Annotated in this window: 26 protein-coding genes; 13 read left to right on the top strand and 13 right to left on the bottom strand. The window is 71.1% G+C overall.

Annotated elements, in window-relative coordinates; all coding sequences use genetic code 11:
* Positions 1 to 1590: acetate--CoA ligase (gene acs / locus ACZ6SD_RS22305; protein ID WP_465318893.1), on the top strand; the 1590-nt coding region annotated here is incomplete at its 5' end.
* Between the two features lie 38 nt (positions 1591 to 1628).
* Here the strand turns inward: acs and ACZ6SD_RS22300 are convergent.
* Positions 1629 to 2345, bottom strand: coding sequence for a lysophospholipid acyltransferase family protein (locus tag ACZ6SD_RS22300; RefSeq protein ID WP_465318892.1), 717 nt, complete (start codon positions 2343 to 2345; stop codon positions 1629 to 1631).
* Positions 2346 to 2432: 87 nt separating this feature from the next.
* On the opposite strand from ACZ6SD_RS22300, the gene ACZ6SD_RS22295 reads away from it, so the two are divergent.
* From ACZ6SD_RS22295 to ACZ6SD_RS22280, 4 genes are all read left to right on the top strand, one after another.
* On the top strand, positions 2433 to 3161 hold the full coding sequence (locus ACZ6SD_RS22295) for a VIT1/CCC1 transporter family protein (protein ID WP_465318891.1): 729 nt from the start codon (positions 2433 to 2435) through the stop codon (positions 3159 to 3161).
* Positions 3162 to 3247: 86 nt separating this feature from the next.
* A complete protein-coding gene (nhaA, locus tag ACZ6SD_RS22290) occupies positions 3248 to 4450 on the top strand; it encodes a Na+/H+ antiporter NhaA (RefSeq protein WP_465318889.1) in 1203 nt (400 codons plus the stop codon).
* A 64-nt stretch (positions 4451 to 4514) separates the two neighbouring features.
* A complete protein-coding gene (locus tag ACZ6SD_RS22285) occupies positions 4515 to 5000 on the top strand; it encodes a phage holin family protein (protein WP_465318888.1) in 486 nt (161 codons plus the stop codon).
* Positions 5001 to 5017: 17 nt separating this feature from the next.
* The gene (locus ACZ6SD_RS22280; protein WP_465318887.1) at positions 5018 to 5956 is read left to right on the top strand and encodes an alpha/beta fold hydrolase; all 939 of its coding nucleotides are present in this window, start codon (positions 5018 to 5020) and stop codon (positions 5954 to 5956) included.
* A 3-nt stretch (positions 5957 to 5959) separates the two neighbouring features.
* Here ACZ6SD_RS22280 and ACZ6SD_RS22275 read toward each other — a convergent pair whose 3' ends face one another.
* From ACZ6SD_RS22275 to nth, 4 genes are all read right to left on the bottom strand, one after another.
* On the bottom strand, positions 5960 to 7144 hold the full coding sequence (locus ACZ6SD_RS22275) for a MarP family serine protease (protein ID WP_465318886.1): 1185 nt from the start codon (positions 7142 to 7144) through the stop codon (positions 5960 to 5962).
* Positions 7145 to 7147: 3 nt separating this feature from the next.
* A complete protein-coding gene (locus tag ACZ6SD_RS22270) occupies positions 7148 to 7840 on the bottom strand; it encodes an NUDIX hydrolase (RefSeq protein ID WP_465318885.1) in 693 nt (230 codons plus the stop codon).
* Between the two features lie 64 nt (positions 7841 to 7904).
* The gene (locus ACZ6SD_RS22265; protein WP_465318884.1) at positions 7905 to 8507 is read right to left on the bottom strand and encodes a TlpA family protein disulfide reductase; all 603 of its coding nucleotides are present in this window, start codon (positions 8505 to 8507) and stop codon (positions 7905 to 7907) included.
* The gene (gene nth, locus ACZ6SD_RS22260; RefSeq protein ID WP_465318883.1) at positions 8504 to 9220 is read right to left on the bottom strand and encodes an endonuclease III; all 717 of its coding nucleotides are present in this window, start codon (positions 9218 to 9220) and stop codon (positions 8504 to 8506) included. Before nth ends, ACZ6SD_RS22265 begins: the two co-directional genes overlap by 4 nt.
* A gap of 213 nt (positions 9221 to 9433) precedes the next feature.
* Between nth and ACZ6SD_RS22255 the strand changes: the two genes are divergently transcribed.
* The 4 genes from ACZ6SD_RS22255 (at position 9434) to dnaN (ending at position 13328) form a co-directional block, all read left to right on the top strand.
* Positions 9434 to 9685, top strand: a complete 252-nt coding sequence (locus ACZ6SD_RS22255; protein WP_091456787.1) for a hypothetical protein — start codon at positions 9434 to 9436, stop codon at positions 9683 to 9685.
* 166 nt (positions 9686 to 9851) lie between these two features.
* A complete protein-coding gene (locus ACZ6SD_RS22250; RefSeq protein ID WP_018683904.1) occupies positions 9852 to 10526 on the top strand; it encodes a Crp/Fnr family transcriptional regulator in 675 nt (224 codons plus the stop codon).
* A gap of 411 nt (positions 10527 to 10937) precedes the next feature.
* A complete protein-coding gene (locus tag ACZ6SD_RS22245; protein ID WP_465318882.1) occupies positions 10938 to 12179 on the top strand; it encodes an MFS transporter in 1242 nt (413 codons plus the stop codon).
* Between the two features lie 51 nt (positions 12180 to 12230).
* Entirely contained in the window at positions 12231 to 13328 is a 1098-nt protein-coding gene (gene dnaN / locus ACZ6SD_RS22240; RefSeq protein ID WP_465318881.1) for a DNA polymerase III subunit beta, read from the top strand.
* Between the two features lie 673 nt (positions 13329 to 14001).
* Here dnaN and ACZ6SD_RS22235 read toward each other — a convergent pair.
* The 3 genes from ACZ6SD_RS22235 to ACZ6SD_RS22225 form a co-directional block, all read right to left on the bottom strand.
* Positions 14002 to 14793, bottom strand: a complete 792-nt coding sequence (locus tag ACZ6SD_RS22235) for an MBL fold metallo-hydrolase (protein ID WP_465318880.1) — start codon at positions 14791 to 14793, stop codon at positions 14002 to 14004.
* Complete coding sequence (locus tag ACZ6SD_RS22230; protein ID WP_465318897.1) at positions 14790 to 15659, bottom strand: NUDIX hydrolase; 870 nt, start codon at positions 15657 to 15659, stop codon at positions 14790 to 14792. The genes ACZ6SD_RS22235 and ACZ6SD_RS22230 overlap by 4 nt, the downstream gene beginning before the upstream one ends.
* A gap of 81 nt (positions 15660 to 15740) precedes the next feature.
* Complete coding sequence (locus ACZ6SD_RS22225) at positions 15741 to 16361, bottom strand: ATP-binding cassette domain-containing protein (RefSeq protein WP_465318896.1); 621 nt, start codon at positions 16359 to 16361, stop codon at positions 15741 to 15743.
* 152 nt (positions 16362 to 16513) lie between these two features.
* Between ACZ6SD_RS22225 and ACZ6SD_RS22220 the strand changes: the two genes are divergently transcribed.
* A complete protein-coding gene (locus tag ACZ6SD_RS22220; RefSeq protein WP_465318879.1) occupies positions 16514 to 17392 on the top strand; it encodes a Gfo/Idh/MocA family protein in 879 nt (292 codons plus the stop codon).
* A gap of 453 nt (positions 17393 to 17845) precedes the next feature.
* Here ACZ6SD_RS22220 and ACZ6SD_RS22215 read toward each other — a convergent pair whose 3' ends face one another.
* Genes ACZ6SD_RS22215 through ACZ6SD_RS22200 form a run of 4 tightly spaced genes read right to left on the bottom strand, consistent with a single transcriptional unit; the run spans position 17846 to position 20194 of the window.
* Positions 17846 to 18889 (bottom strand): hypothetical protein, encoded by a 1044-nt coding sequence (locus ACZ6SD_RS22215; RefSeq protein WP_465318878.1) that lies wholly within the window; start codon positions 18887 to 18889, stop codon positions 17846 to 17848.
* Positions 18890 to 18916: 27 nt separating this feature from the next.
* Positions 18917 to 19519, bottom strand: a complete 603-nt coding sequence (locus ACZ6SD_RS22210; RefSeq protein WP_465318877.1) for a hypothetical protein — start codon at positions 19517 to 19519, stop codon at positions 18917 to 18919.
* A gap of 58 nt (positions 19520 to 19577) precedes the next feature.
* Complete coding sequence (locus ACZ6SD_RS22205; protein WP_465318876.1) at positions 19578 to 20036, bottom strand: RidA family protein; 459 nt, start codon at positions 20034 to 20036, stop codon at positions 19578 to 19580.
* Entirely contained in the window at positions 20036 to 20194 is a 159-nt protein-coding gene (locus tag ACZ6SD_RS22200; protein WP_436493282.1) for a DUF4177 domain-containing protein, read from the bottom strand. Before ACZ6SD_RS22200 ends, ACZ6SD_RS22205 begins: the two co-directional genes overlap by 1 nt.
* A gap of 49 nt (positions 20195 to 20243) precedes the next feature.
* Here ACZ6SD_RS22200 and ACZ6SD_RS22195 point away from each other — a divergent pair, with 49 nt between their 5' ends.
* From ACZ6SD_RS22195 to bagB, 3 genes are read left to right on the top strand one after another with little or no spacing between them, the layout of a single operon-like run.
* The gene (locus ACZ6SD_RS22195; protein WP_465318875.1) at positions 20244 to 20492 is read left to right on the top strand and encodes a hypothetical protein; all 249 of its coding nucleotides are present in this window, start codon (positions 20244 to 20246) and stop codon (positions 20490 to 20492) included.
* A gap of 46 nt (positions 20493 to 20538) precedes the next feature.
* Positions 20539 to 21543, top strand: coding sequence for an ATPase BagA (bagA, locus tag ACZ6SD_RS22190; RefSeq protein ID WP_465318874.1), 1005 nt, complete (start codon positions 20539 to 20541; stop codon positions 21541 to 21543).
* Positions 21540 to 22661, top strand: a complete 1122-nt coding sequence (bagB, locus tag ACZ6SD_RS22185; protein WP_465318873.1) for an ATPase BagB — start codon at positions 21540 to 21542, stop codon at positions 22659 to 22661. The genes bagA and bagB overlap by 4 nt, the downstream gene beginning before the upstream one ends.
* Before the next feature lie 49 nt (positions 22662 to 22710).
* Here the strand turns inward: bagB and ACZ6SD_RS22180 are convergent, their stop codons facing one another.
* On the bottom strand, positions 22711 to 23022 hold the full coding sequence (locus ACZ6SD_RS22180; RefSeq protein WP_465318872.1) for a WhiB family transcriptional regulator: 312 nt from the start codon (positions 23020 to 23022) through the stop codon (positions 22711 to 22713).
* Positions 23023 to 23263: the final 241 nt, after the last annotated feature.

Here is a 23263-nt window from a genome sequence, read left to right as displayed (position 1 = left end):
GCCTTGGCCTCACTCGGCCTGGTCGCGGGGGACCGGGTCGCGATCCAGTTGCCGATGATCCCCGAGGCCGTGTACGCGATGCTGGCCTGCGCCCGCCTGGGTTTGGTCCACTCGGTGGTCTTCGGCGGGTTCTCCCCCACCGCGCTGCGGACCCGTATCGAGGACGCGGGGGCGCGGTTGCTGATCACCTCCGACGGCCAGTACCGGCGCGGGACCCCCGCCCCGATGAAAACCAACACCGACCAAGCGGTCGCCCAGACCCCGTCGATCGAGCATGTCCTGGTGGTGCGCCGGACCGGGGTCGAGGTCCCGTGGACCGAGGGGCGGGATCTGTGGTGGCACGACCTGATCGACCCCCAACCGGAGGCCCACGTCCCGGAGGCGTTCGACTCCGAGCACCCCCTGTTCATCCTCTACACCTCCGGCACCACCGGAAAACCCAAAGGCATCCTCCACACCAGCGGCGGCTACCTCACCCAAGCCTCCTACACCCACCACGCCGTGTTCGACCTCAAACCCGACACCGACGTCTACTGGTGCACCGCCGACATCGGCTGGGTCACCGGCCACACCTACATCGTCTACGGGCCCCTGTCCAACGCCACCACCCAAATCGTCTACGAAGGCACCCCCAACACCCCCCACCCCGGCCGCCACTGGGAAATCATCGACCACCACAAGGTCACCATCTACTACACCGCCCCCACCCTGATCCGCACCTTCATGAAATGGGGCGCGGACATCCCCGCCGGCTACGACCTGTCCTCACTGCGCTTGTTGGGGTCGGTGGGGGAACCGATCAACCCCGAAGCGTGGGTCTGGTACCGCCACCACATCGGCCACGACCGCACACCGGTGGTCGACACCTGGTGGCAGACCGAGACCGGCGCCATCATGATCAGCCCCCTCCCCGGCGTCACCCACACCAAACCCGGCTCCGCCCAACAACCCCTCCCAGGGATCAGCGCCCTGGTCGTGGACGAACAAGGGAACCCCGTCCCTCACGGGTCCGGCGGCTACTTGGTGCTGGACAAGCCCTGGCCCTCGATGCTGCGCGGGATCTGGGGCGACCCCGACCGCTACCAGAACACCTACTGGACCAAATACGCCCACCACGGCTACTACTTCGCAGGCGACGGCGCCAAATACGACCACGACGGCGACATCTGGCTGCTGGGCCGCGTCGACGACGTCATGAACATCTCCGGACACCGCATCTCCACCACCGAAGTCGAATCCGCCCTCGTCTCCCACCCCACCGTCGCCGAAGCCGCCGTCGTCGGAGCCACCGACCCCACCACCGGCCAAGGCATCGTCGCCTTCGTCATCCTCCGCGCCGACACCACCCCCACCCCCCACACCACCACCACACTCCGCGACCACGTCGCCACCCAAATCGGACCCATCGCCAAACCACGACAAATCCTCATCGTCAACGAACTCCCCAAAACCCGCAGCGGCAAAATCATGCGCCGACTCCTCCGCGACGTCGCCGAAAACCGCGAAATCGGCGACACCACCACCCTCGCCGACACCACCGTCATGGACCTCATCACCGATGGGCTGAAGAACGCCCCCAGCGAGGACTGAGCGCCCGGGGCCCGCGGGCGAGTCCCGCGGGCCCCGGCTCAGCGGGTGGGCGGGCGCTCGCCGCGCAGGTCCGCCAGCAGTTCGGTGATGGCGTGCATGATGCGTTTGGTCGCCTCGTCCAGGCTTTGGCGGTCGGTGGACGTGAGGTCGGACAGGTCTACCGGGTCGCCGGTAACGATGTTGACCGTCCGGCGGGGAAACACGCGCGGGAGCTTCGCGGTGGCGGGCAAGACCGCGTGCGTGCCCCAGTTGACGACCGGGATCACCGGCGCGCCGGTCTCCAGCGCGACCCGGGCGACGCCGTTCTTGACCCGCGCGGAGGGCCAGTTGTCCGCGTCGTCGGAAAAGCCTGCCTCGGGGAAGAAGACAACGCACTCTCCGCGACGGACAGCGTCAACAGCGCCGCGGTAAGCGTGTCGGGCCTGCGCTGTGCCGCGCTCGACCGGGATGTGGCCGCCGCCCGCGAGGACCTTCCCGACCACGGGCACGCGCCACAGGTCCGCCTTCGCCAGGTAGCGCGGGATTCGCCCGGCCGCCAACGCGAACGCGGTGACCGTCACCGGGTCCGCGTAAGACAGGTGGTTGGACGCGAGCAGCACGCCGCCGCTCTTGGGCAGCTTCTCCCCGCCCAGGAAACGCAGGCGGGTGAAGACCGCCATCAGCGGCCAGAGCACGTCGATGGCCAGGCTGAACCAGAAACCGCGGCCACGCCGAGGCACCCGGAACATCAGCGAGACGGCCCGCCAAGTGCTCATCGGTTTACCGAGGTTCACACCGTCATCTTCGGCCACGGCCGCCGGGGGAAAGTGGCCGGGCTGCCCGAACCAACGGAGAATGCCCGGGTGGCCACCGAAAGCGATATCCCGGGCGCGCACCGAAACGAACCGCACCACGACGACCTGTCCGGCAGGCTCAACTGGCTGCGCGCGGGCGTGCTGGGCGCCAACGACGGCATCATCTCGACCGCGGGCCTCGTCGTGGGCGTCGCGGGCGCGACGACCGACCGCACGGCCGTCTTGGCGGCCGGGGTGGCGGGCCTGGTCGCGGGCGCGCTGTCGATGGCGGGCGGCGAGTACGTCTCGGTCAGCACGCAGCGCGACACCGAGCGGGCCGCGCTGCGCAAGGAGGAACGCGAACTCGCCGAGATGCCCGACGCCGAAGAGCGCGAGCTTGCCGGGATCTACGAGGAGAAGGGCCTGTCCCCTGAACTCGCCGCGCAGGTGGCGCGCGAGCTCACCGAGAAGAACGCGCTGCTCGCCCACGCCGAGGCCGAGTTGCAGATCGACCCGGAGAACCTGACCAGCCCGTGGCAGGCGGCGTGGGCGTCGTTCGTGTCGTTCGCGGTGGGCGCGCTCATCCCGCTGATCGCGATCGCCCTGCCCCCGGTCGGCGCGCGCGTGTGGACGTGCATCGTCGCGGTGGTGGTCGGCCTGGTCCTGACCGGAGCGATCAGCGCGCGGCTCGGCGAGGCGCCCGCTGGCCGGGCGATAGCGAGGAACGTGCTGGTAGGGACTCTTGCGATGGTCATCACCTATTACGTCGGCGTCCTGTTCGGCGTCACTGTCGGCTGACGATCGTGCGTTAGAGTCCCGTAAAGGTGCGCCGGGAAGCCTGGTCGGCAACAAGGCCGAGCTGTCCGCCGACCCGGGAGTAACCTTTGTCACACCGCCGCCGCAGCACCCGCACGCCGAAGGCGGTCGCGGAGTTCGCCCGCTTCCTGCGCACCGAGACGGTCGGCGGCCTGATCCTGCTCGCCGCGACAGCGGTCGCGCTGCTCTGGGCCAACTCCCCGGCGGGCGGGATCTACCAGGCGGTGCGGGAAGCCGAGATCGGCCCGCACCTGCTGCACCTGAACCTCAGCGTCGGCGACTGGGCCAAGGACGGCCTGCTCGCGCTGTTCTTCTTCGTCGCGGGCCTCGAACTCAAACGCGAACTGGTCATCGGCGAACTGTCCACCCTCAAGGCGGCGGTGCTGCCCGCGATCGCCGCGTTCGGCGGCATGGTCGTGCCCGCGGTGATCGCGCTGTCGGTCGCCTGGGGAGACCCGCGCGCGGGCGATGTGTGGGCCGTTCCTGTCGCTACCGACATCGCGTTCGCGCTGGGGGTCTTGGCGCTTACCGGCTCCGGTATGCCCAACAGCGCGCGAGTGTTCCTGCTCAGCCTCGCGGTGGTCGACGACCTCGGCGCGATCCTGATCATCGCGATCCTGTTCACCAGCACGTTCGACCTGATCGCATTCGGCGTCGCGGTGCTGCTGCTCGCGCTCTACTGGCACCTCCAGCGCAAGCGGGTCACCTCGGCCTGGCTGTACGTGCCGCTCGCGGTGGCGGTGTGGGTCGCCGTGCACTCCTCCGGCGTGCACGCGACCGTGGCGGGCGTCGCGCTGGGCCTGCTCACCCGGGTCCGGCGGGACCCGTTCGAGAAGGAATCGCCCTGCCTGCGCCTGGAGCACCGGCTCCAGCCGTGGTCGGCCGGACTCGCCGTGCCGGTGTTCGCGCTATTCGCGGCCGGGGTCCCGGTGAACGGCGAGACGCTGGGCAAGCTGACGCACGACCGGATGGCGCTGGCGGTGATCATCGGTCTGGTCGTCGGCAAGCTCATCGGCATCACCGGCACCGCCCTGCTCGCCGTGCGGCTCAAACTCGCGGTTCTGCCGCCGGACTTGGGCAAACGCGACCTCTTCGCGGTCGCCATGCTGGGCGGCGTCGGCTTCACCGTCAGCCTCTTGATCGCCGATCTTTCCTTGGACGCGGAGAACGCCGAACTGGCCAAGGCCGCGGTCCTGATCGCCTCGGCTGTCGCGTCGCTGCTGGCCGCCGCTCTCCTGATCAAGCGGAGCAAGGCGCACCAGGACGACTGAGCAGGTGAGACAAGAAACGCGGAGTGACCAGCCCGGACGGCCACCGGGAGTCGAGCATGGCACGATGTCGCAGGTGACCAGCGCGCACGGAAACGCAGACGGTTCGGGGCTGCCACAAGTCCCCTCGATCCCCCTGGCTGACGACCGCGCCCTCGCGGCGGTCGGTGACCAGTCCATCGGGACCCTGGTCAAGGACGCCACGACCCACCTGTCGACCTTGGTCAGGGCAGAGGTCGAGCTGGCCAAATCCGAGGTCACCAGAGAGATCAAGAAGGGCGTCAAGGGCAGCATCTTCTTCATCGTCGCCCTGGTGGTCCTGCTTTACAGCTCGTTCTTCCTGTTCTTCGCGCTCGCCGAGATGCTGGCCGACTTCGGGTTGCTGCGCTCGGTCGCGTTCGGCGCGGTCTTCATCGCCATGCTGCTGTTCGCGACCCTGTTCGCGCTGCTGGGCTGGCGCAAGGTCCGCGCTATCCGCGCGCCGGAACGCACGATCAACTCGGTCAAGGACACCGCTGCCGCGCTGACCCAACGCGGCGAACGCAAGCCCTGACGCGGGCGAGCAGCGCCGTGTTCGCCCGCCCGGATCCGTCGAGCGTCCGCATCGATGGGCCGTGGGCGCACCGGGACGTGTACGCGAACGGCATCCGCCTGCACGTCGCCGAGACCGGCGAGGGCCCGCTGGTGCTGCTGCTGCACGGGTTCGCCGAGTTCTGGTGGACCTGGCGGCGCCAGCTGACCGCGCTGGGCGACGCCGGGTTCCGGGCGGTCGCGGTGGACCTGCGCGGCTACGGCGATTCAGATAAGCCGCCGCGCGGCTACGACGGCTGGACCCTCGCGGGCGACATAGCGGGTCTGGTCAAGTCTCTCGGCGAGAGCAAAGCGCACCTCGTGGGCCACGGCTGGGGCGGGCTTCTCGGCTGGACGGTAGCCGCCATGCACCCGCGTGTTGTGCGCTCGGTAAGCGCGCTGTCCGCGCCGCACCCCCTTGCCCTGCGCGGCCAGATCCGCCGCACGGCTCTGCGCCGCCGTCCGCGCAACCAGGCCCGCGCGTCGGGCCACCTCTTCCGCGCCCAGATCCCCATGGCCCCCGAACGCTGGCTCACCCGGGACGGCGGTGCCACCGTGGAGACCCTGCTGCGCGGCTGGTCGGGCGAACAGTGGCCGCGCTCCCGGGAGTTCGCCGAGGCGGCCGAGCGCTACCGCGACGCCGTGCTCGTCCAGGGCACCGCGCACTGCTCGCTGGAGTACTACCGGTGGGCGATGCGCTCGCAGCTGCGCGGCGAAGGCCGCCGGTTCAGCGAGGCGCTGGCCCGCACGATCGACGTCCCCGTGCTCCAGGTCTACGGAGCCGCCGACCCGTGCGTGCTGGCCCGCACTCGGGACGCTTCCGGCCCGTGGATCGGCGGGCGGGCCGAGAAGCACGAACTGGCTGGCATCGGGCACTTCCCGCACGAGGAAGCCCCCACCGTGACGAACGAGCTGCTCACCGCGTTCGTCAAGGGGTAGCGGTCAGCTCGCGCAGCGACCCGTGCCGACCGGCTGGACCATCGACGGCGCCTGCCCCACCTCGGGGCGGATCTCGGCCGCGGTGAGCGCGAACCCGGTTTCCGAGTTGTCGACAGCGGCGCCGAAGACCACGCCGATGACCTCGCCGCGCGTGTTCACCAGCGGGCCGCCGGAGTTGCCGCTGAGCACTTTGGCGCGCAGCGTGAAGACGTCGCGGTTGACCGTGGCCGAGTCATAGATGTCCGGACCGCGCAACGGGATGCGGTCGCGCACGCGCGCGGGTGAGGCCGTGTACGGGCCGTCCAACGGGTAGCCGAGCACAATGCCGTCCTGGCCGCTGGTGGCGTCGCCGGGCGCGAACGGCAGGGGCTGCGCCGCGAGGCCGGGAACGGTCAGGATCGCCACGTCCGTCTGGGGGTCGTAGTGCACGACCCGGGCCCGCAGCGTCCGCCCGGCGGACTCCACGGTCACCTCGTCGGTGCCCGCGACCACGTGCGCGTTGGTCATCACCCGCTGCGGCGCGATCACGAACCCGCTGCCCTCCAGCGCCCGCTCGCACGACGGCGCCCTGGCGTTGATCTTGAGCACGCTCGGTCGGATCCGCTGGACCACGTCGCTGGCCTGCAACGCCGGGTCCGGCGGCTCGACCTCCTTGTTCGGCGTCCGGTTGAACGGGTCGACCGCGGCCGGGAAGCCGGAGACATCCAGCAGCTGCCGCAGCTCGTTTGGCAGCCCCCGGGCGGCCTGCGGCATGACCTCGTTCACCCCGCCGAGGACAGCCGAGTCGTTGATCGCTGACGCGAGCCCGGGAAGTCCGCCGACCGTGGTCAACGGCACCCCGATAAGCCAGGACACGACGAACACGACAGCGCCCTGCACGACAGCGCCCAACGCGCTGTCGACCCCGACGAACTTGGGCGAGGAAATCTTCTGTCGGATAGTCCTGCCGACCCACACGCCGAACGTCTCGCCCAACGCGACCAGGAGAACGAAGATCGCGACCGCGAAGGCCACCCGCGTCGGCGTCGACTCGATCTGCTCGACCACCAGCGGCGCGACCTTGATCCCGGCGATCGCGCCGATCAGCACCCCGATGAAGGCGGGCAACGCGGTGATCACGCCCTGTCTCGCGCCCGAGACCGCCGCCAGCACGGCGAGCGCGATGACAAGCACGTCCACCCAGTTCACGCCCTAGACCTCCGCGCTTCGGGGACCGATGGTGCGCCACGCTACGTCAAGGTCGCGCACGTCGGCGGCATCCCACTCCCGCTCCCACCCGCCCACGGCGAGCAGCATGGTCAGCAGGCCCGCGGTGAAACCCCAGATCAGCATGCCCGGCGCGGCGAACGCGGGCCCGACATACCCCGAGGGGTGCTTTACCTGGAACCGGTTAGCCGGGTCGGCCAGGTCGGCCAGCGGCACCCGGGCGACGGCCTGCGTCTCGGCCGGGTCGACGGCCCGGACCGGGCTCGGCGACACCCAGTGCGCCAGCACCGGCGCCACGTCGAACCGAGACACGGGCACGTGCAGCTTGGGCAGCAGCGCCACCGGGCGCACCCCGGCCGGGTCGAGCCCGGTTTCCTCGACCGCCTCGCGCAGCGCCGTGGCCACCGGGCCGTCGTCGCCCGGCTCGGCCGCGCCGCCGGGAAAGGCGACCTGCCCGGAGTGCTTGCCGCCGGTGTCCGCGCGCAGCTGGAACAGCAGGTCGGGGCCGCGCGCCGGGTCCTCGCCGAGCAGCATCAGCACCGCCGCGTCCCGCGCGTCGGGCCCGGAGGCGGAGAACCGGCGCCACAGGTTCTCGTCCAGGTCCGCGGTGGCCGCCACCAGCGGGCGCAGCCAGTCCGGCAGCTCCCCCGGATCGACCAACGGTCCATGCGTGGTCACCGTGCCACCTCACCAGTTCGGCGGCCTCCCACGCACTGTGTTGATGATTCGCTCGCAAGCTCGCTCATGGAGCTCCTCCGAGATAGCGGCTCACGGCCTCGCGGATGTCGTCCACGCCGCGGAACACCCGGGGCTGGCCGACGAAGGTGACCGTGCCGTCCGCGGCGACCAGGTAGGACGCGGGCAGCGCGTCGGGCACCTTGAGCCCCCGTTCGACCGACCCGTCGCGGTCCAGCAGGTTCGGGAAGCGCACGTCGAGGGTGTGCAGGAGGTCCAGCACGTCCTTCGGCGGGCTCTTGATCGCCACGCCGACCACGTCCACCGCGTCCTGGCTTGCCGCGTACTCGGCAAGCAGCGGCAACTCGTCACGGCACGGCGGACACCAGGTAGCCCACACGTTCACCAGGACGGCCCGCCCACCCAGGACGTTGCCCGCGACTACCCGCGAACCGTCAGCCAGGCACTCGGCCCGCGCTTCCCGTAGCGCGGCGGGCCCGCCCGCGCCCGCGGGGCACGGCTCAAGCGCGGCAGCCGCCCGCGACGCGGTGAGGTCGGGCTCGGGCGGCGCGGCGACCGGCTCCGGGTCGCCGCCCCTGGGCCACACCGCCACCACCCCGGCGACCAGCAGGACCACCGCGACCAGCACCCACCTCGCGCGTGCGGTCACCCGGTCGACTTCCCCGGGCGGTAGCCGTCGCGGGCGCGCTCGGCGAGGGCGATCAGGTGGTCGGCCTCCACACCTTTGACCAGCTTCGCGGCCTGCTCCGGCTCGGTCGGGCCGGTGCCGAACGACGGGCAGTCGCGATAGAGCAGGCACGCCCCGCACGCCGGTTTGCGCGCGTGGCACACGCGGCGGCCGTGGAAGATCACCCAGTGCGACAGCATGGTCCAGTCCTTGCGCGGGACCAGCGCGCCGACGGCGTGCTCGACCTTGACCGGGTCCTCCTCCTCGGTCCACCGCCAACGCCGGACCAGCCGCCCGAAGTGCGTGTCGACCGTGATCCCGGGCACACCGAAGGCGTTGCCGAGGATCACGTTGGCCGTCTTGCGGCCGATGCCCGGCAGCGCCACCAGCTCGGCGAGGGTCTTCGGCACCTCGCCGCCGTGCTTCTCCACCAGCGCCGCGCCCAGGCCGATAAGAGAAGTGGTCTTGTTCCGGTAGAAGCCGGTAGGTCTGATCAGTTCTTCCAGCTCAGTCCTGTCCGCGCTCGCATAGTCGGCGGCTGTGCGGTAGCGGGCAAACAGCGCCGGGGTGGTCTCGTTGACCCTCTTATCCGTGCACTGCGCGGACAAGATAGTCGCCACGGCCAGTTCCAACGGCGAGGCGAAGTCGAGCTCGCAGTGGGCGTCGGGATAGCCCTCCGCCAGCGCGCGCGTCATCCGCCGCACCCTCCGGGTCACCGAGAGGGCGGACCCGCCGTCCGCGGCTGCTGCTGCCCGGGGCGGGCGTCGGGTGGTGGGAGGCACATCGCTAGCCTACGGGCCGTCGAACAACCCGAAATGTGCCCTAGACGTCTACCAAGCCGATGTCGACAGCCGGAACCGCGGGCGGGTCCCGGCACGGAGTGAGAACGAGCGAGGATCGACGACACCATGGCTGTCTGGTTCGTGTTCGCGGTACCCGTAGTGATCATGTTCTTCGCGCTGTTCATGGAACGCGTCGAGGCCAGGCTGCGCCACGTCGCGGTCCAGGAGACCGACGTCGAGGAGTTCCTGGAGTCGGCCCGCCCCGACGAGGTCCGCGCCCTCTACGGCCACGGCATCGGCCGCGCGCTTGAGCTGTTCCGACTGCGCAGGCTCGGCGGGCGCGCCGCGAAACTGCGTGGTCGGCGGGGGCGCGACTAGGCTGACTAGGCTAAGGTCATGCGGCTAGGGCGTTGACCGGCACGTCGGAGGTCCACAACGGACTGACGGCGAGCCACCCCCGGACCATCCGGGCACACGCCCTACACTGCACATGTGATCGGCGACGCAGCCTTCGCGACCGCCGGGTTGAAACAGGAGGACCGAGGTGGATGAGACCCTGGCCCGTGCGGGCATCTTCCAAGGGGTCGAGCCGGCCGCTGCGGAAGCGCTAGCACAGACGCTCGAAGCGGTGGAGTTCCCCCGGGGGCACGTGATCTTCGCCGAGGGCGAGCCCGGCGATCGGCTCTACATCATCCAGTCCGGCAAGGTGAAGCTCGGCCGCAAGTCCCCGGACGGCCGCGAGAACCTGCTGGGGATCTTCGGCCCGTCCGACATGTTCGGCGAGCTGTCGATCTTCGACCCCGGCCCGCGCACGTCGACGGCGACCACGGTCACCGAGGTGCGCGCGGTGACGATGGACCGGCCCGCGCTGCGGCAGTGGATCGCGACCCGCCCGGAGATCGCCGAGCAGCTGCTGCGCGTGATCGCCCGCAGGCTGCGCCGGACCAACGGCATGCTGGCCGACCTGATCTTCACCGACGTGCCCGGCCGCGTGGCCAAGGCGCTGCTGCAGCTCGCCCAGCGGTTCGGCAGCCAGGAGGCGGGCCTGCTGCGGGTCACCCACGACCTCACGCAGGAAGAGATCGCCCAGTACGTCGGCGCCTCTCGCGAGACCGTGAACAAGGCCCTGGCCGACTTCGCGCACCGTGGCTGGCTGCGCCTGGAAGGCAAGAGCGTGCTGATCCTCGACCCGGAGCGGCTCGCACGACGCGCCCGTTAAGACCTCTTGAGACAAGAGGGGCCCGGTCACCAGGTGACCGGGCCCCTCTTGCGTTCCACATGACGAGAGGTCGGGCGCCGCCCCCGACGCGGCGCACCGACCTCTCGCTGTGCGCGAACCATCCCCCGACGGCCCACGCTCCCCGCCCTCCGGACCAGGCCCCGACCCGTTGCCGGAGGGAACTCGCGGTGTGTTTGTTGCTGGGAGAACCATCGCACGGACTCCCACCCAAACCTCAAGGGCTTTCGCCCGTATTCACCCTCAGAGACTCCATTCGCCCCTGTTTCGTTGCGCGGGTTCTACGCGTAACGGCCTGACTGTTACCCATCTGAGACTTACCACCGGTTCGGGTGGCGGAAACCACGGATATTTACTGGTACGGCCGTACCGAAAACCGGCATACTGGTACGCATGTCCCACTCCTCTGGCCTCGCCGACTACCGCGCCGCCCTCACCACGCCTGGAGCGCGCGGCCCGGTCCTGGCCGCCCTGATCGGCCGGATGCCGATCGCCATGGTAGGCCTGTCGTTGCTGCTCTACGTCCAGCGCTCCACCGGCTCCTTCGCCACCGCCGGACTCGTCTCGGCGGGCGCGCTGATCGGCGTCGCCGTCGGGTCGGTGCTCCAGGGCCGGATCATGGACCGCATCGGACCGTCCCGGCCGCTGCTGGTCACCTGCGCCGTCTTCGCGGTGCTGGTCACCGCGGGTGTGCTGGCCGTCGAGTCCCGCGCGGCGACACCGGTCCTGATCGCGCTCGGTGTCGGCATCGGACTGTCCGAACCGATGACCGGCTCCGCGTCCCGGGCGATGTGGACCCGGCTGACCCCGCCCGGCCCCACGCGCGACGCCGCGCTGGCCTACGAAGCGATCAGCATGGAGGTCTTCTTCATCCTCGGCCCCGCCGTGTCCGGTCTGCTGCTCGCGGCCCCGTGGGCGGGCACCGGAGTGGTCGCTGGCGCGTCCTGCATGATCTTCGGCGGCGTCTGGTTCGCGCTGACGCCGACCATCCGCCGGTTCCGGCCCTCGGGCGGCGAACCGCGCGGCGGCGGCCTGCTCGGCGCCCTGGGCAGCCCCGGCATGCGCACGCTCGCGCTGGCCGCCATGGGCTTCGGCGTGACCATCGGGTTCATCGAGGTCGCGGTCCCGGCCGCGGCGACCGACGCGGGCAACGCCCCGGCGGGCGGCCTGCTGCTCGGCCTCTGGTCGGTCAGCTCGGTGATCTTCGGCGTGCTCTACGGCGTGCGGCCGTGGCCCCGGCCGATGCGCCTGCGGCTGCCCGTGCTGCTCGCGGGGTTCTCGCTGCTCCTGGCGCTGCTCGCGATCCCGACCTCGCTGCTGGGCCTGGCGCTGGCGCTGCTGGTCGCAGGCACCCTGGTGACCCCGCAGGCCACCACGCACTCGGCGGCGATCGAACTGGTCGCGCCGCAGAACACGGCCACCGAGGCGTTCGGCTGGGTGATCACCTCGGTCACTCTCGGACTCGCTACGGGTCAGTCGGTAAGCGGACAGTTGGTGGAGCACGTCGGCGTCTGGTCGTCCTACCTGGCGGCGGCGGGCGCGGGCCTGGTGTTCGCCGCGGTCGTCTACGCACGTCGGAGGACCGTGGGAGAACCCGCGCACCCGGTCGAGAGCCGGTCGCCAGCCCTCGTCTGAGCCTGTGGATAACTTCCGACGGCTGTCGGTGGCCGCCGGTAACTTCGAGGCATGGACCTGACCGCAACGACCCAACACCTCGCCACCGCGGCCGCCGACCTGGTGCGGCTCGTGCCGGGGAAGCTGATCGACCCCGTGCTCAGCGGTGTCCTGCTCACCGCGGACGCGCACGGCGTGGTGCTGGGCGCGAACGACCGCGAGCGCACGGCCCGCGTGTCCCGCGACGCGCTGGTTCACACCGAGGGCCGGGTCCTGGTGCCCGCGAAGCCACTGGCCGAGACGCTGCGCGCGCTCACTCAGCCCCAGGTGCGGCTGGTCGTCGAGGGCAGCAGGCTCGCCATCCGCGCCGACGGCGCCCGGTTCGCCCTGCCCCTGCTCGACGTCGACCTGCACCCGGGCACACCGGAAGACCCAGTGGGCGGCGGCACGGTCTCCGGTTCCCAGTTCGCCGCCGCCCTGGCCACGGTCGCCACCACCGCGTCCCGGGACGAGGCCCTGCCGATCTTCACCGGCGTCCGGCTGCGCGCGGAGGGCGACCGCCTCGTCCTCCGCGCGACCGACCGCTACCGCATGGCCATCGCCAGCATCCCCTGGTCGGCCGACACCGAGATCGACCTGATGGTCCCGGCCGCCCTCCTCGCCGAGGTGGGCAAACAGGTCGCGCACATCGACCGCGTCACCTTCCAGGCCACCGAGAACCACCTGGCACTGGCCTGGTCCGACACCGTGGTCACCACCGCCGTCCTAGACGGCTCCTTCCTCAGCGAAACCAAACTCGCCCTCTCGAACGTCGACACCCACGTCGAAGCGGACGCCGACACCCTCACCGCCGCCACCCGCCGAGTAGCCCTCTACAGCGACCCCCGAGGCGTGGTCCACCTGGAAGTGGGCGACACCGAACTCCGCCTCCGCGCCACCGACCACCAAGCAGGCGAAGCCGAGGAACCCGTTAAAGCCACCATCACCGGCGGCCGCACCAGCCCGTCCTTCCAGTCCCGCTACCTGCTCGACGCCTTACGCCCCTTCACGGGCACGCGAGTCCACCTCGCGATCCAACCTGGCATGCGGGCAACAGTCCTGACCGCCGTGGACCCCGGGGAGGTGGACCTGCGCTACATCCTCATGCCCATGCTGCCACCCAAAACCTGACCCACCCGCGCCTCGGTTGGACCATCCCCACACCGAGCCCATGCCCCCGCGCAGGGCCAGGCACCACACACCCGGGTGACAGGGCCACAGCACCCCCGGTACCGACCCACCGAAGCGGCCAACGGCGCGTCCGGCACCCAGCACGCCACATCCGACCACCAGGCCCAGGCAGGTAGACCCGTGGCCGATGCTCAGGGCGGCAATTGAGCACCCGGACAACGGCAAGCACGAACAACGGCCAAGCCGCGAAGGAGCCGCCAGGCCCCGAGCGGCACCCCACCCGACCGGCATCCCACCCAAGCAACAACCACCGGTGCGGGGAGCGGTTCGGGCGGGGGATCGAGGCCGTCCTCTCGCGGGGAAAGGCCGCTGGATGCTCGACGGGCGGCGGAACACACCCGCCCCCTACCAGCAGAAACCCGAAGCTGCCAGGTGCTCGATGGGGTGGAGCAGCAAGAACACCCGTCCCCCTGCCAGCAGAAACCCAACCCTGCCAGGTGCTCGATGGGGTGGAGTGGTTCCTTCGGGGGAGAAGGAAGATCGCTAAGCTGGCTCCGCACGTGTGAGGCCGAAGGCTTCCCACCCGTCTTTCACACGGCGATCTTCCTTCGTAGGGGCCCCGAAGAAACCACTCCACCCCATCGAGCAACCCCCCGAAGAGCAAGCAGCCAAGTCACCCGGACGAACGCAGATAGTCCAACTGGGCTCGCACAGACCACTCAGCAGGGCCCCAAAGAGCTTGGTCCACATCGGCGTAGACGATCTCCACTACCTGGCGTGGAGTCGCGTCCGGCCCGAGAGCACGCAGAGCAGCCCGAATCTGGTCCAAACGTTGTTCCCGGTGCGAAAGATATTCCCGAGCCACCACAGCCAAATCCGGCAGGTCCGGCCCATGCCCGGGAAGAACCTTCGCCCCTGGGCGATGATCCACAAGGGCGCGCAGCGAGTCCAAATACGCGCCAAGCGCCCCATCCGGTGGGGCAATGACCGTGGTGCCCCGGCCAAGCACCGTGTCACCAGTCAGGACCGCCGTCTGACCGTCGTAATCGACCGTCAGGCACAGCGAATCAGCAGTGTGGCCGGGAGTGTGCAGAACTTCCAGGTCCAGACCCGCGAGAGCAACCACCTCACCGTCCCGCAGAGGAGCCGCCCCGACGCAGAGACCCGGATCAAAGGCGCGAACCGGGGCGCCCGTCCGGCGGGCCAGCCAAGGCGCGCCTGCCACATGGTCCGGATGGTGGTGGGTAATCAACACAGCCTCAACCTGCCCGGCAGCGGCGATGACCCGCTCCAGGTGGGGCTCATCCTCGTAGCCCGGATCGACCACGACGCAGCCTGGGGAGCCGGGGGCGCGCAGGAGCCAGGTGTTGGTGCCGTCGAGGGTCATCGGGCTCGGGTTGTCCTCCAACAACACCGAGGCGAACGGCGTGACCTCGCGGACGACACCGTAGGCGGGGTGGGTCATGGGTGGTCCACTCGGTCGTCGGGGCGGGCGTCGATGTGGTTGGCCGCGCCCGCGTAGGCGGGGTCGGTGGGCAGGACGACGCGGATGCGGGCGCCGTCGCGGACGACCTTGGGGATGATCTTGTCGACGGCGCGGTCCGCTGCCATGGCCGCGGCGACTGAGCCGCACTCGTGCAGTTCCGCGAGGGACATCCAGGTGGGCGGAAGCAAGGCGCGGGCGCCCTGTTTCCAGTCTTCGATGGCACCTGCGGGGAGTTGCCAGGCGGCGTCCTCGGCCTCGGTGGTGTCGCCGTCGGCGCGCTGGCCCTCGGGCATGGCGGCGAGGAAGAAGCGGGTGTCGTAGCGGCGCGGCTCCTCGGCCGGGGTGACCCAGTTGGCCCACGGGCGCAGCAGGTCGGCCCGCAGCACCAGGCCGTTGTCCGCGAGGAACTCGGCCAGCGAGTACTTCCGATCGACCAGGTCCTGCCGTGCGGCGTGGAAGGGCCGGGGGTCGGACACGACGCTGTCGGCGTCCGGGCCTGCCAGCAGCACCCCGGACTCCTCGAACGTCTCCCGCACCGCCGCGCACACCAGCGCCCGCGCCAGCCCCTCGGCGCACGCGAACCGGGCCGCCCACCACCCGGGCTCCGGCCCGTGCCAGGCGACCGAGACGTCCGCGTCCCGCCGGTCGACGCCACCGCCGGGAAACACCGTCATGCCCCCGGCGAACGCCATGCCCACGACCCTGCGGAGCAGGAAAACCTCCAGCCCCGCCGCCGCGTCCCGAACCAGCATCACCGTCGCCGCGTCCTTGGGGACCACGGGCGGGTCGGGCGCGACCGCGGGCACGAGTCCCTCCGGGAGAACCAGTTCCTCGGGCAACTCCAGCACGCCCCGACCCTACGCGGCTCGCCCGCCCCGGCACGGTGCCGTCGCCCACACCGACGACAGCCGCCCAGCCGCCTCAGCTCACCCGGAGACGGCTCTCACCCACCCGCCAGGTGTGCCCGCCGCGTCAAGATGGTTGGTCGGCTCGTCCAGCAGGAGCAGCGGCGGGTCGCGCAGCAGCAGCCGGGCCAGCATGAGTCGGACCTGCTGCCCACCGCTGACCCGCCACATCGGCGTCTCGTCCGGCAGGTCGGCGATGCCGAGGCGGTCGCGCAGCTCGGCAATACGCGACTCGAAGTCCCAGCCGGACAACGCTGTCCACTCGTCCACCGCGTCGCCGTAAGCGCCGAGCGCCGACGGATCTGTGGCCAGCGCCGACTCCAGCGCGCGCATCCGCTGTCGGACGGCGTGCGTCTCGGCCAACCCGCTCGCCAGGTAGTCGCCGACGCGGACGGACGGGTCGGGGATCTCCTGTTCGAGGAAACCGACCTCGGCGGGCGCGGTGAGGTGACCGTCCTCGGGGCGGATTCGGCCCGAGAGCAGGCGCAGCAGCGTCGACTTTCCGACGCCGTTCGGACCGACGACGCCGAGCCGTTCACCGGGACCGCGGGTGAAGCTGACCTCATCGAAGAGGGGTTCGCCGTCGACGTCCGCGCTGAGGCGGTCGGCTTTGAGGACGGCGTGGGAGCATTGCGGAAGCAGTCAAGAGGACTCCTGGAGCCACAGACGGAGGCGGCACGCACTCATATGGTGCGGCGCTGAGGTCGACGTCTTGTGCTCATCAGTTGCCCATGCGCCAACGATGCCGACCGGGGGTGCGGGGGCGCAACCGAATTAACGGCAGGATGGTCGGCATGAGCGGAGACGTGCTGCGGGTCGGACTGGTCGGGGCGGGACCGTGGGCGCGGGCGGTGCACGCGCCGGGTTTGGCGAGCCACCCGGCGTTCGACCTCGCCGCGGTGTGGGCCCGCCGCCCGGAGGCCGCCGCCGAGGTGGGGGCGCCGGTCGCGGCGGACTTCGACGCCCTGTTGTCCACTGTGGACGCGGTGGCGTTCGCCGTGCCGCCATTGGTCCAAGCCGAATTGGCGCCGCTGGCGGCGCGGGCGGGCAAGCACGTGCTGCTGGAGAAGCCGCTCGCGACCACGGTCGCCGACGCGCGCCGGGTGGCCGACGCGGTGGACGCGGCCGGGGTCGCCTCGATCGTGGTCTTCATCCGCCGGTTCGCCCCGGAGACCGTCGCCTGGCTGGACGAGGTCCGCGCGGCGGGCGCCTGGTCCGGCGGCAGCGCCCGCTGGCTGTCGGGTGCCCTGCTCGGCGGCGCCTACTCCGGCTCCCCCTGGCGACAGGAGGGCGGCGCGCTGACCGACATCGGCCCGCACGTGCTCGACCTGCTCGACGCCGCCCTCGGCCCGATCACCGAGGTGCTGTCCGCCCACCACGCCGACCCGGACCTGTGGCACCTGACCCTCGCCCACGACACCGGCGCGACAAGCACCGCGACACTGTCGATGCGCCTCCCCATGCGCCCCACCATCACCGACATCTCCGTATACGGCGACAACGGCTACCGCGAACTGGTAGGCCGAGCGACACCACCGCAAACCTCTTACGCGGCCCTGCTGGACGACTTCGCGAAGATGGTCCACTCCAACCAGACCGAACACCCCCTGGACGTCCACCGGGGCGTGCGCATCCAGGAACTCCTCCACGCGGTCCGCACGACCCTGCGGTAGCCGCCGCCCAGCGAGGTTGTCCACAAGGCAGTCGCCGCCGAGCGAAGTTATCCACAGGCAAGATCGTTCCCGCCTCGATTGTCGGCCTGGCCCGATAGACTGGAGCGGGGTCAGCCCCCAGGGCGGGTGGGGTCTGTTGTGGCCGGGTCGCGGGTCTTCGCGGATGGGTTTTGGCAGGTGGTCGGGGTGCGGTCTGGTCGGCGGCGTGTTCGATCGGACGGGGTGGCGGCCAGTGGATTGTGGGGCGGGCCTGGATTCAAGCGGGCTTGTCCTGGTTCTCGGTCCGCTTGTCCGGAAGGTTTGGCTTGAGGCGCGCTTCTCCCGGGAGACTCGGGTAAAGCGCGCTTCATCTGGGACTTGCGCATCAAGCCGGGGTGTCCCGACGGTTCGGGTTGCGGCGTGCTTCCCCCGAGGCTCCGAGGTCAGGCGTGCTTCTCCCGGGAGTTCGCTGGGTCAGGCGCGCTTGTCCGGGGGCGGGAGTGGGGTGCCGTTGACCATCGTGGGGCCGCCCGCTTCCTGCCAGTCGAACGGTGGGGTTCCGGTGCCTTCGAGGTCGCCCTGCCAGCCGGGGTGGGCGGGGTCGGTTTGCTCGCGGCGGGCGAGTTCCTCCTGGAGTTGGCGCAGGAGGCCCAGTTCCTGGTCGTTGAGGGACTCGTCCGGTTGGGCCGGGGGCGCGTCGGGGGTCCACGTGGGGGGTTGGGGGTCGGGGGTGGTGTTCTTGGGTTCGGCGGTGCGGCGTTCGGCGCGGGAGGGCTTGACGACGGGGGCCGTCAGTTGCACGTCCGCTTTCGTGCCCGCGCCGGGTGGGGCGGGGGCGGGCGGGGGCATCGGCGGCGGCGACGCGAGCTGCGGCTTCTTGCGGGACACCGGGACTTCAGTGGCGTAGCGCATGGCCGTGTGGTGGTAGTCGGTCGGCTCAGCGCCGTCGCGGAGGACTTCGACGGAGGCGGTGATGCCCGCGCGGCGTAACGCGTGTTCGACCCGGTACGCGGTGGCGGGGGCGGAACCCGCCGGGCCGACGCCGATGAGGACGACGCGGTGCGGGACCGCGCCGGTCGCCGCGCCGGACGGGGTCAGCCGCCAGACCGCCCACACCGCGCGGATGTCGGGGAGGGCGGCGATGACGCGGTCGGCCGCTTCGGCGATGCCCTGTTCCGCGCCAACGCCGTCGACCTTGCCGCCCGCGAAGCGGTGGGCGGTGACCAGGGACGGCTCGGCGACGGTGAGGCGCGCGACGACGGCCGGGTCGCAGTGGGCCGCGGCGAACAGGGCCAGCAGCTCCTCCCGCTCGGCGGCGCCGACGGCGACCGGGCCCGCCGCGAGGCAGCCCGCGATGAGTTCCAGCGCGCGGTCGACCTCGGCGGAGGCCAGCAGCTCCCGCGCGTCGGCCAGCGCGTCGTCGTCCATGCGGCCCGCGAGGGCGATCAGGAGGTCGTGCACCCGGACGGGCAACGCGACCCCGGACCAAGAACCCTTGCCTGCGGCGACCTGCGTCACGATCGTTCCCCTCCCACTCGTCCAGCGCTAACTGGGAACCAGGTGGCCTTCGGCGACCAGCGGTTCCGAGGCCGCCAGCGCGGCCCGGTGGTACTGCGTCAGGTCCATGCCCTGGGGCAGCACCTCGACCGCGGGCTCGTAGGCGCCCAGTGCCCGCAGCACGCGCTGCAGCTCCCCCGTGAGCCGCGCGCCGTCACCGGACACGGTGACCAGGACGACCCGGGCGACCGAGCCCGCCACCACCCGGCCGCGGCGCCAGCTCGACCGCGCCTCGACCACCTCGGGCCGACCGCGCAGCAGCGCGCCGAGCACCACCGCGACCGAGTCGCCCAAGCTCACCCAGTCAGGTGACTCCGCGGAGAAGGTGTAGTCGAGTTCGCTGATTTCGTCCACCCACGGCAGGGCGTTGAGCCGTTCGGGGTCGGCTCCCGCGGGCAGCAGCGCGGACCCGAGCAACCGCGATTCCGTGGGTGTGATGCCGACACGTTCGCGCAAGAGGGTCAGCGGTAGCGCGCGAGCGACCGCGTCTACCGCGCCCGCGGAAAGCCAGTCGCGGAACCGCCAGAGCTGACGGTCGCTGAGCCTTCCGGCGAGCCGGAGAAGCAGTTCGTGGGTCTCCTGAACGCTCACCGGGCCACCTCACTCGTTCGGTGGCCCTTCGCGCTTGCACGCTGTGCCACTGGTCCGCTCACGATGACACCTCCACCACAAGCTCGACCTCGACCGGGACGCCCAGCGGCAGTTCGGCGACGCCGACCGCGGACCGGGCGTGCTTGCCCTGCTCGCCGAACACCTCGGCGAACAGGTCGGAGGCGCCGTTGAGGACGGCGGGCTGGCCGGTGAAGCCCTCGGCGGAGGCGACGAAGCCCACCACCTTCACCACCCGGACGATCGCGTCGACGCCAACCAGCGCGTCGACGGCGGCCAGCGCGTTGAGCGCGCACACCCTGGCGAGCTTCTGCGCTTCCTCGGGGCTGATCTCGCTGCCGACCTTGCCGGTCGCCGCGAGCGCGCCGTCGACCAGCGGGATCTGGCCCGCGGTGAAGACCAGCGAGCCGGTGCGCACGGCCGGGACATAAGACCCGGCGGGCGGGGCGACGGGCGGGAGTTCGATGCCGAGTTCGACAAGCCGCTCTCGCCAGCCCATCAGGCCCCCTTGGGACGCTTGAGGTAGGCGACCAACTGCTCGCCGGTGGGTCCCGGCAGCACCGTGACCAGTTCCCAGCCGTCCTCGCCCCACTGGTCGAGGATCTGCTTCGTCGCGTGGATCAGCAGCGGAACGGTGGCGTATTCCCACTTCGTCATGGGCCGCAGCCTAGCCAGTGGCCGCGGCGCCGGTGGGTACGGTGGCGAAGTGGAGACGTGGCGACTGATCGCGACCGCCCTGCTGGCCGCGGGCGGGCTGCTCTTGGTGCTGGTCACGATGGCCAAGGTGCGTGACCGGGTGTCCTCCGGCGGGCCGGTCGCGATCGCCGGGGCGATCGCGTTCACGATCCTGGTGCTGCTGTGCGTGCTGACGGTGACCGTGTTGCCCACGGCGGTGGCGTGGGGCGCGGTGGTGGTCGTCGGCGCCACCGCCTCGGTGATGTTGCTCGCTGGCTGAGCCGGTCGGGCGGCGTGCGCGGCGACCGGGCATTTACGCTGAAAGGGTGACCACCCCCGTCGTCGGTTGGACCGAGGAGATAGCCCGCGCGCGGCTCCATGTGGTGACCGGCAAAGGGGGCACGGGCAAGTCCACGGTCGCGGGGGCGCTCGCGCTGGCGCTGGCCACCGGCGGCAGGCGGGTCCTGCTGGTCGAGGTCGAGGGCAGGCAGGGCATCGCGCAGCTTTTCGACACCCAGCCGCTGCCGTATTCCGAGGAGAAGGTGGCCTCGACCCCCGGCGGCGGCGAGGTCCGGGCGCTGCACGTCGACGTCGAGGCGGCGCTGCTGGAGTACCTGGCGATGTTCTACAACCTTGGTTTCGCGGGCCGCACGCTGCGCAAGATGGGCGCGATCGAGTTCGCCACGACCCTCGCGCCGGGCCTGCGCGACGTGCTGCTCACCGGCAAGATCAAAGAGTGCGTCACGCGCACTGACGGCGCCGGTAGGCATGTCTATGACGCGGTGGTTGTCGACGCGCCGCCGACCGGCCGGGTCGTGAAGTTCCTCGACGTCACCAAGGCCATGGCGGATCTGGCGAAGGTCGGGCCGATCAAGGGGCAGAGCGACGGCGTGGTGCGGCTGCTGCACTCCGGTGACACCGCCGTGCACCTGGTCACCCTGCTCGAAGAGATGCCGGTCCGCGAGACCATGGACGCTGTCGGCGACCTGGATGGCGCCGACCTGCGCCCGGGCGCGATCCTGCTGAACCGGGTCCGCCCGCCCCGGCTGCCCGCGCGGTCGGTCACCGCGGCGGCCGACGGCCGGGTCGACGCGACCCGGGTCCGCGACGGGCTGGCCGCGGCGGGCCTCGCGCTGTCCGAGGACGACCTGGACGGCTTGGTTGACGAGACCGTCGAGCACGCTGTCCGCGTGCAGGCGGAGCGTCGGGCCCGGGAGCAACTCGCCGAGGTGGACCTGCCCGCCGTCGAGCTGCCCGACCTGGTCGACGGCATCGACATCGGCGCCCTCTACGAGCTGGCCGAGTGCCTGGTGGACCAGGGGGTCCGATGACCGTGCTCGACGTGGACGCGCTGATCGATGACCCCGAAACCCATGTCGTGGTGTGCTGCGGCTCCGGCGGAGTCGGCAAGACGACGACGGCCGCCGCGATCGCGCTGCGCGCCGCCGAGCGCGGGCGCAAGACGGTGGTGCTGACCATCGACCCGGCCCGCAGGCTCGCGCAGGCCCTCGGCCTGGAGGAACTGGGCAACACGCCCCGGCAGATCACCCTGCCCGGGTTCGAGCCCAAGGGCGAGCTGAGCGCGATGATGCTCGACATGCGCCGCACGTTCGATGACATGGTGCTGGCGCACGCGGGTGAGAAACGCGCCCAGGAGGTGCTGGCCAACCCGTTCTACAAGACGATCTCGTCGTCGTTCTCCGGCACGCAGGAGTACATGGCGATGGAGAAGCTGGGGCAGCTCGCCGCCGAGGGCGCCTGGGACCTGATCGTGGTCGACACGCCGCCGTCGCGGTCGGCGCTGGACTTCCTCGACGCGCCGCAGCGGCTGTCCACCGCGCTGGACGGGCGCATGATCAAGCTGCTGACCGGGCCAGCCCGGGCGGGCAGCTGGGGCATCCGCAAGGTCGTGAGCGCCGGGTTCGGGCTGTTCGCCAAGGCCGTGTCGACCATCGTCGGCGGGCAGTTGCTCAGCGACGCGTCGGCGTTCGTGCAGGCCTTCGACGGCATGTTCGGCGGGTTCCGCGAGCGCGCCCGAAAGACCTACGAGCTGCTGCGCTCCAGCGGCACGGCGTTCGTCGTGGTGGCCGCGCCGGAGCCGGACGCGCTGCGCGAGGCGAGCTACTTCGTGGAACGGCTCGACGCCGAGTCCATGCCGCTCGCCGGGCTCGTGGTCAACCGCACGCATCCTGTCCTGGCGAAGCTGTCCGCGGCGAAGGCCCTCGCCGCGGCGGACAGCCTCGACGGCAAGGGCGACGCGCCACTGGCCGCGGCGGTGCTGCGGCTGCACGCCGACCGGGTCGCGCTCGCCCAGCGGGAGCGCAGGCTGATCACCCGGTTCACCAAGGCCCACCCCGGGGTGTCGCTGGCGCATGTGCCCGCCATGGCCGCCGACGTGCACGACCTCGATGGCCTCCGGCAGATCGGCGACCGCCTGGCCGGGACATGACAGTCACCCGCGGCGGCCGGAGCCGCGGCGGGTAACCGTCAACGGGCTCTTAGCCGACTCGGACGTCTTCGTCGTCGTAGCTGTGCCTGCGACGGGCGTCATCGAGCAGCTCACGCCACGAGGCCACGTCCGGCCTGCGGCGCAGCAGCGCCCGACGCTCCCGCTCGGTCATCCCGCCCCACACACCGAACTCGATGCGGTTGTCCAGGGCCTCGGCCAGGCACTCCGTGCGCACCGGGCACGCGATGCAGACCATCTTGGCCTTGCGCTGCTCGGCCCCCCGAACGAAGAGCCCGTCGGGGTCCTCGTCTCGGCACGTCGCGCGCACGCGCCAGTCGGCCTTCTGCTTTTCGAGATGCATATCCCCCACCCCTGTCGTCGTCGCGACCCAGAACCCGATACCCCCCGGTATCGAGTGCCTCCGAGCCCCACCGCGTGACCGGTGGCGCTGTTCGGCGCTGTCGTGAGACGTTGACGGACTTTAGTCGGTCACGGTTCCATAGAGAACACCGGGATAGGCACCCGTTACAGAATGTCAACGCACCGCACGGGGGAGACCGGCGGCGCTTGGCGGTGGACTGGCCCGGCCACGCGTACGCTGG

This window comes from Actinokineospora sp. NPDC051303 (assembly GCF_055586285.1).
This window is presented reverse-complemented; position numbering and strand designations above follow the sequence as displayed.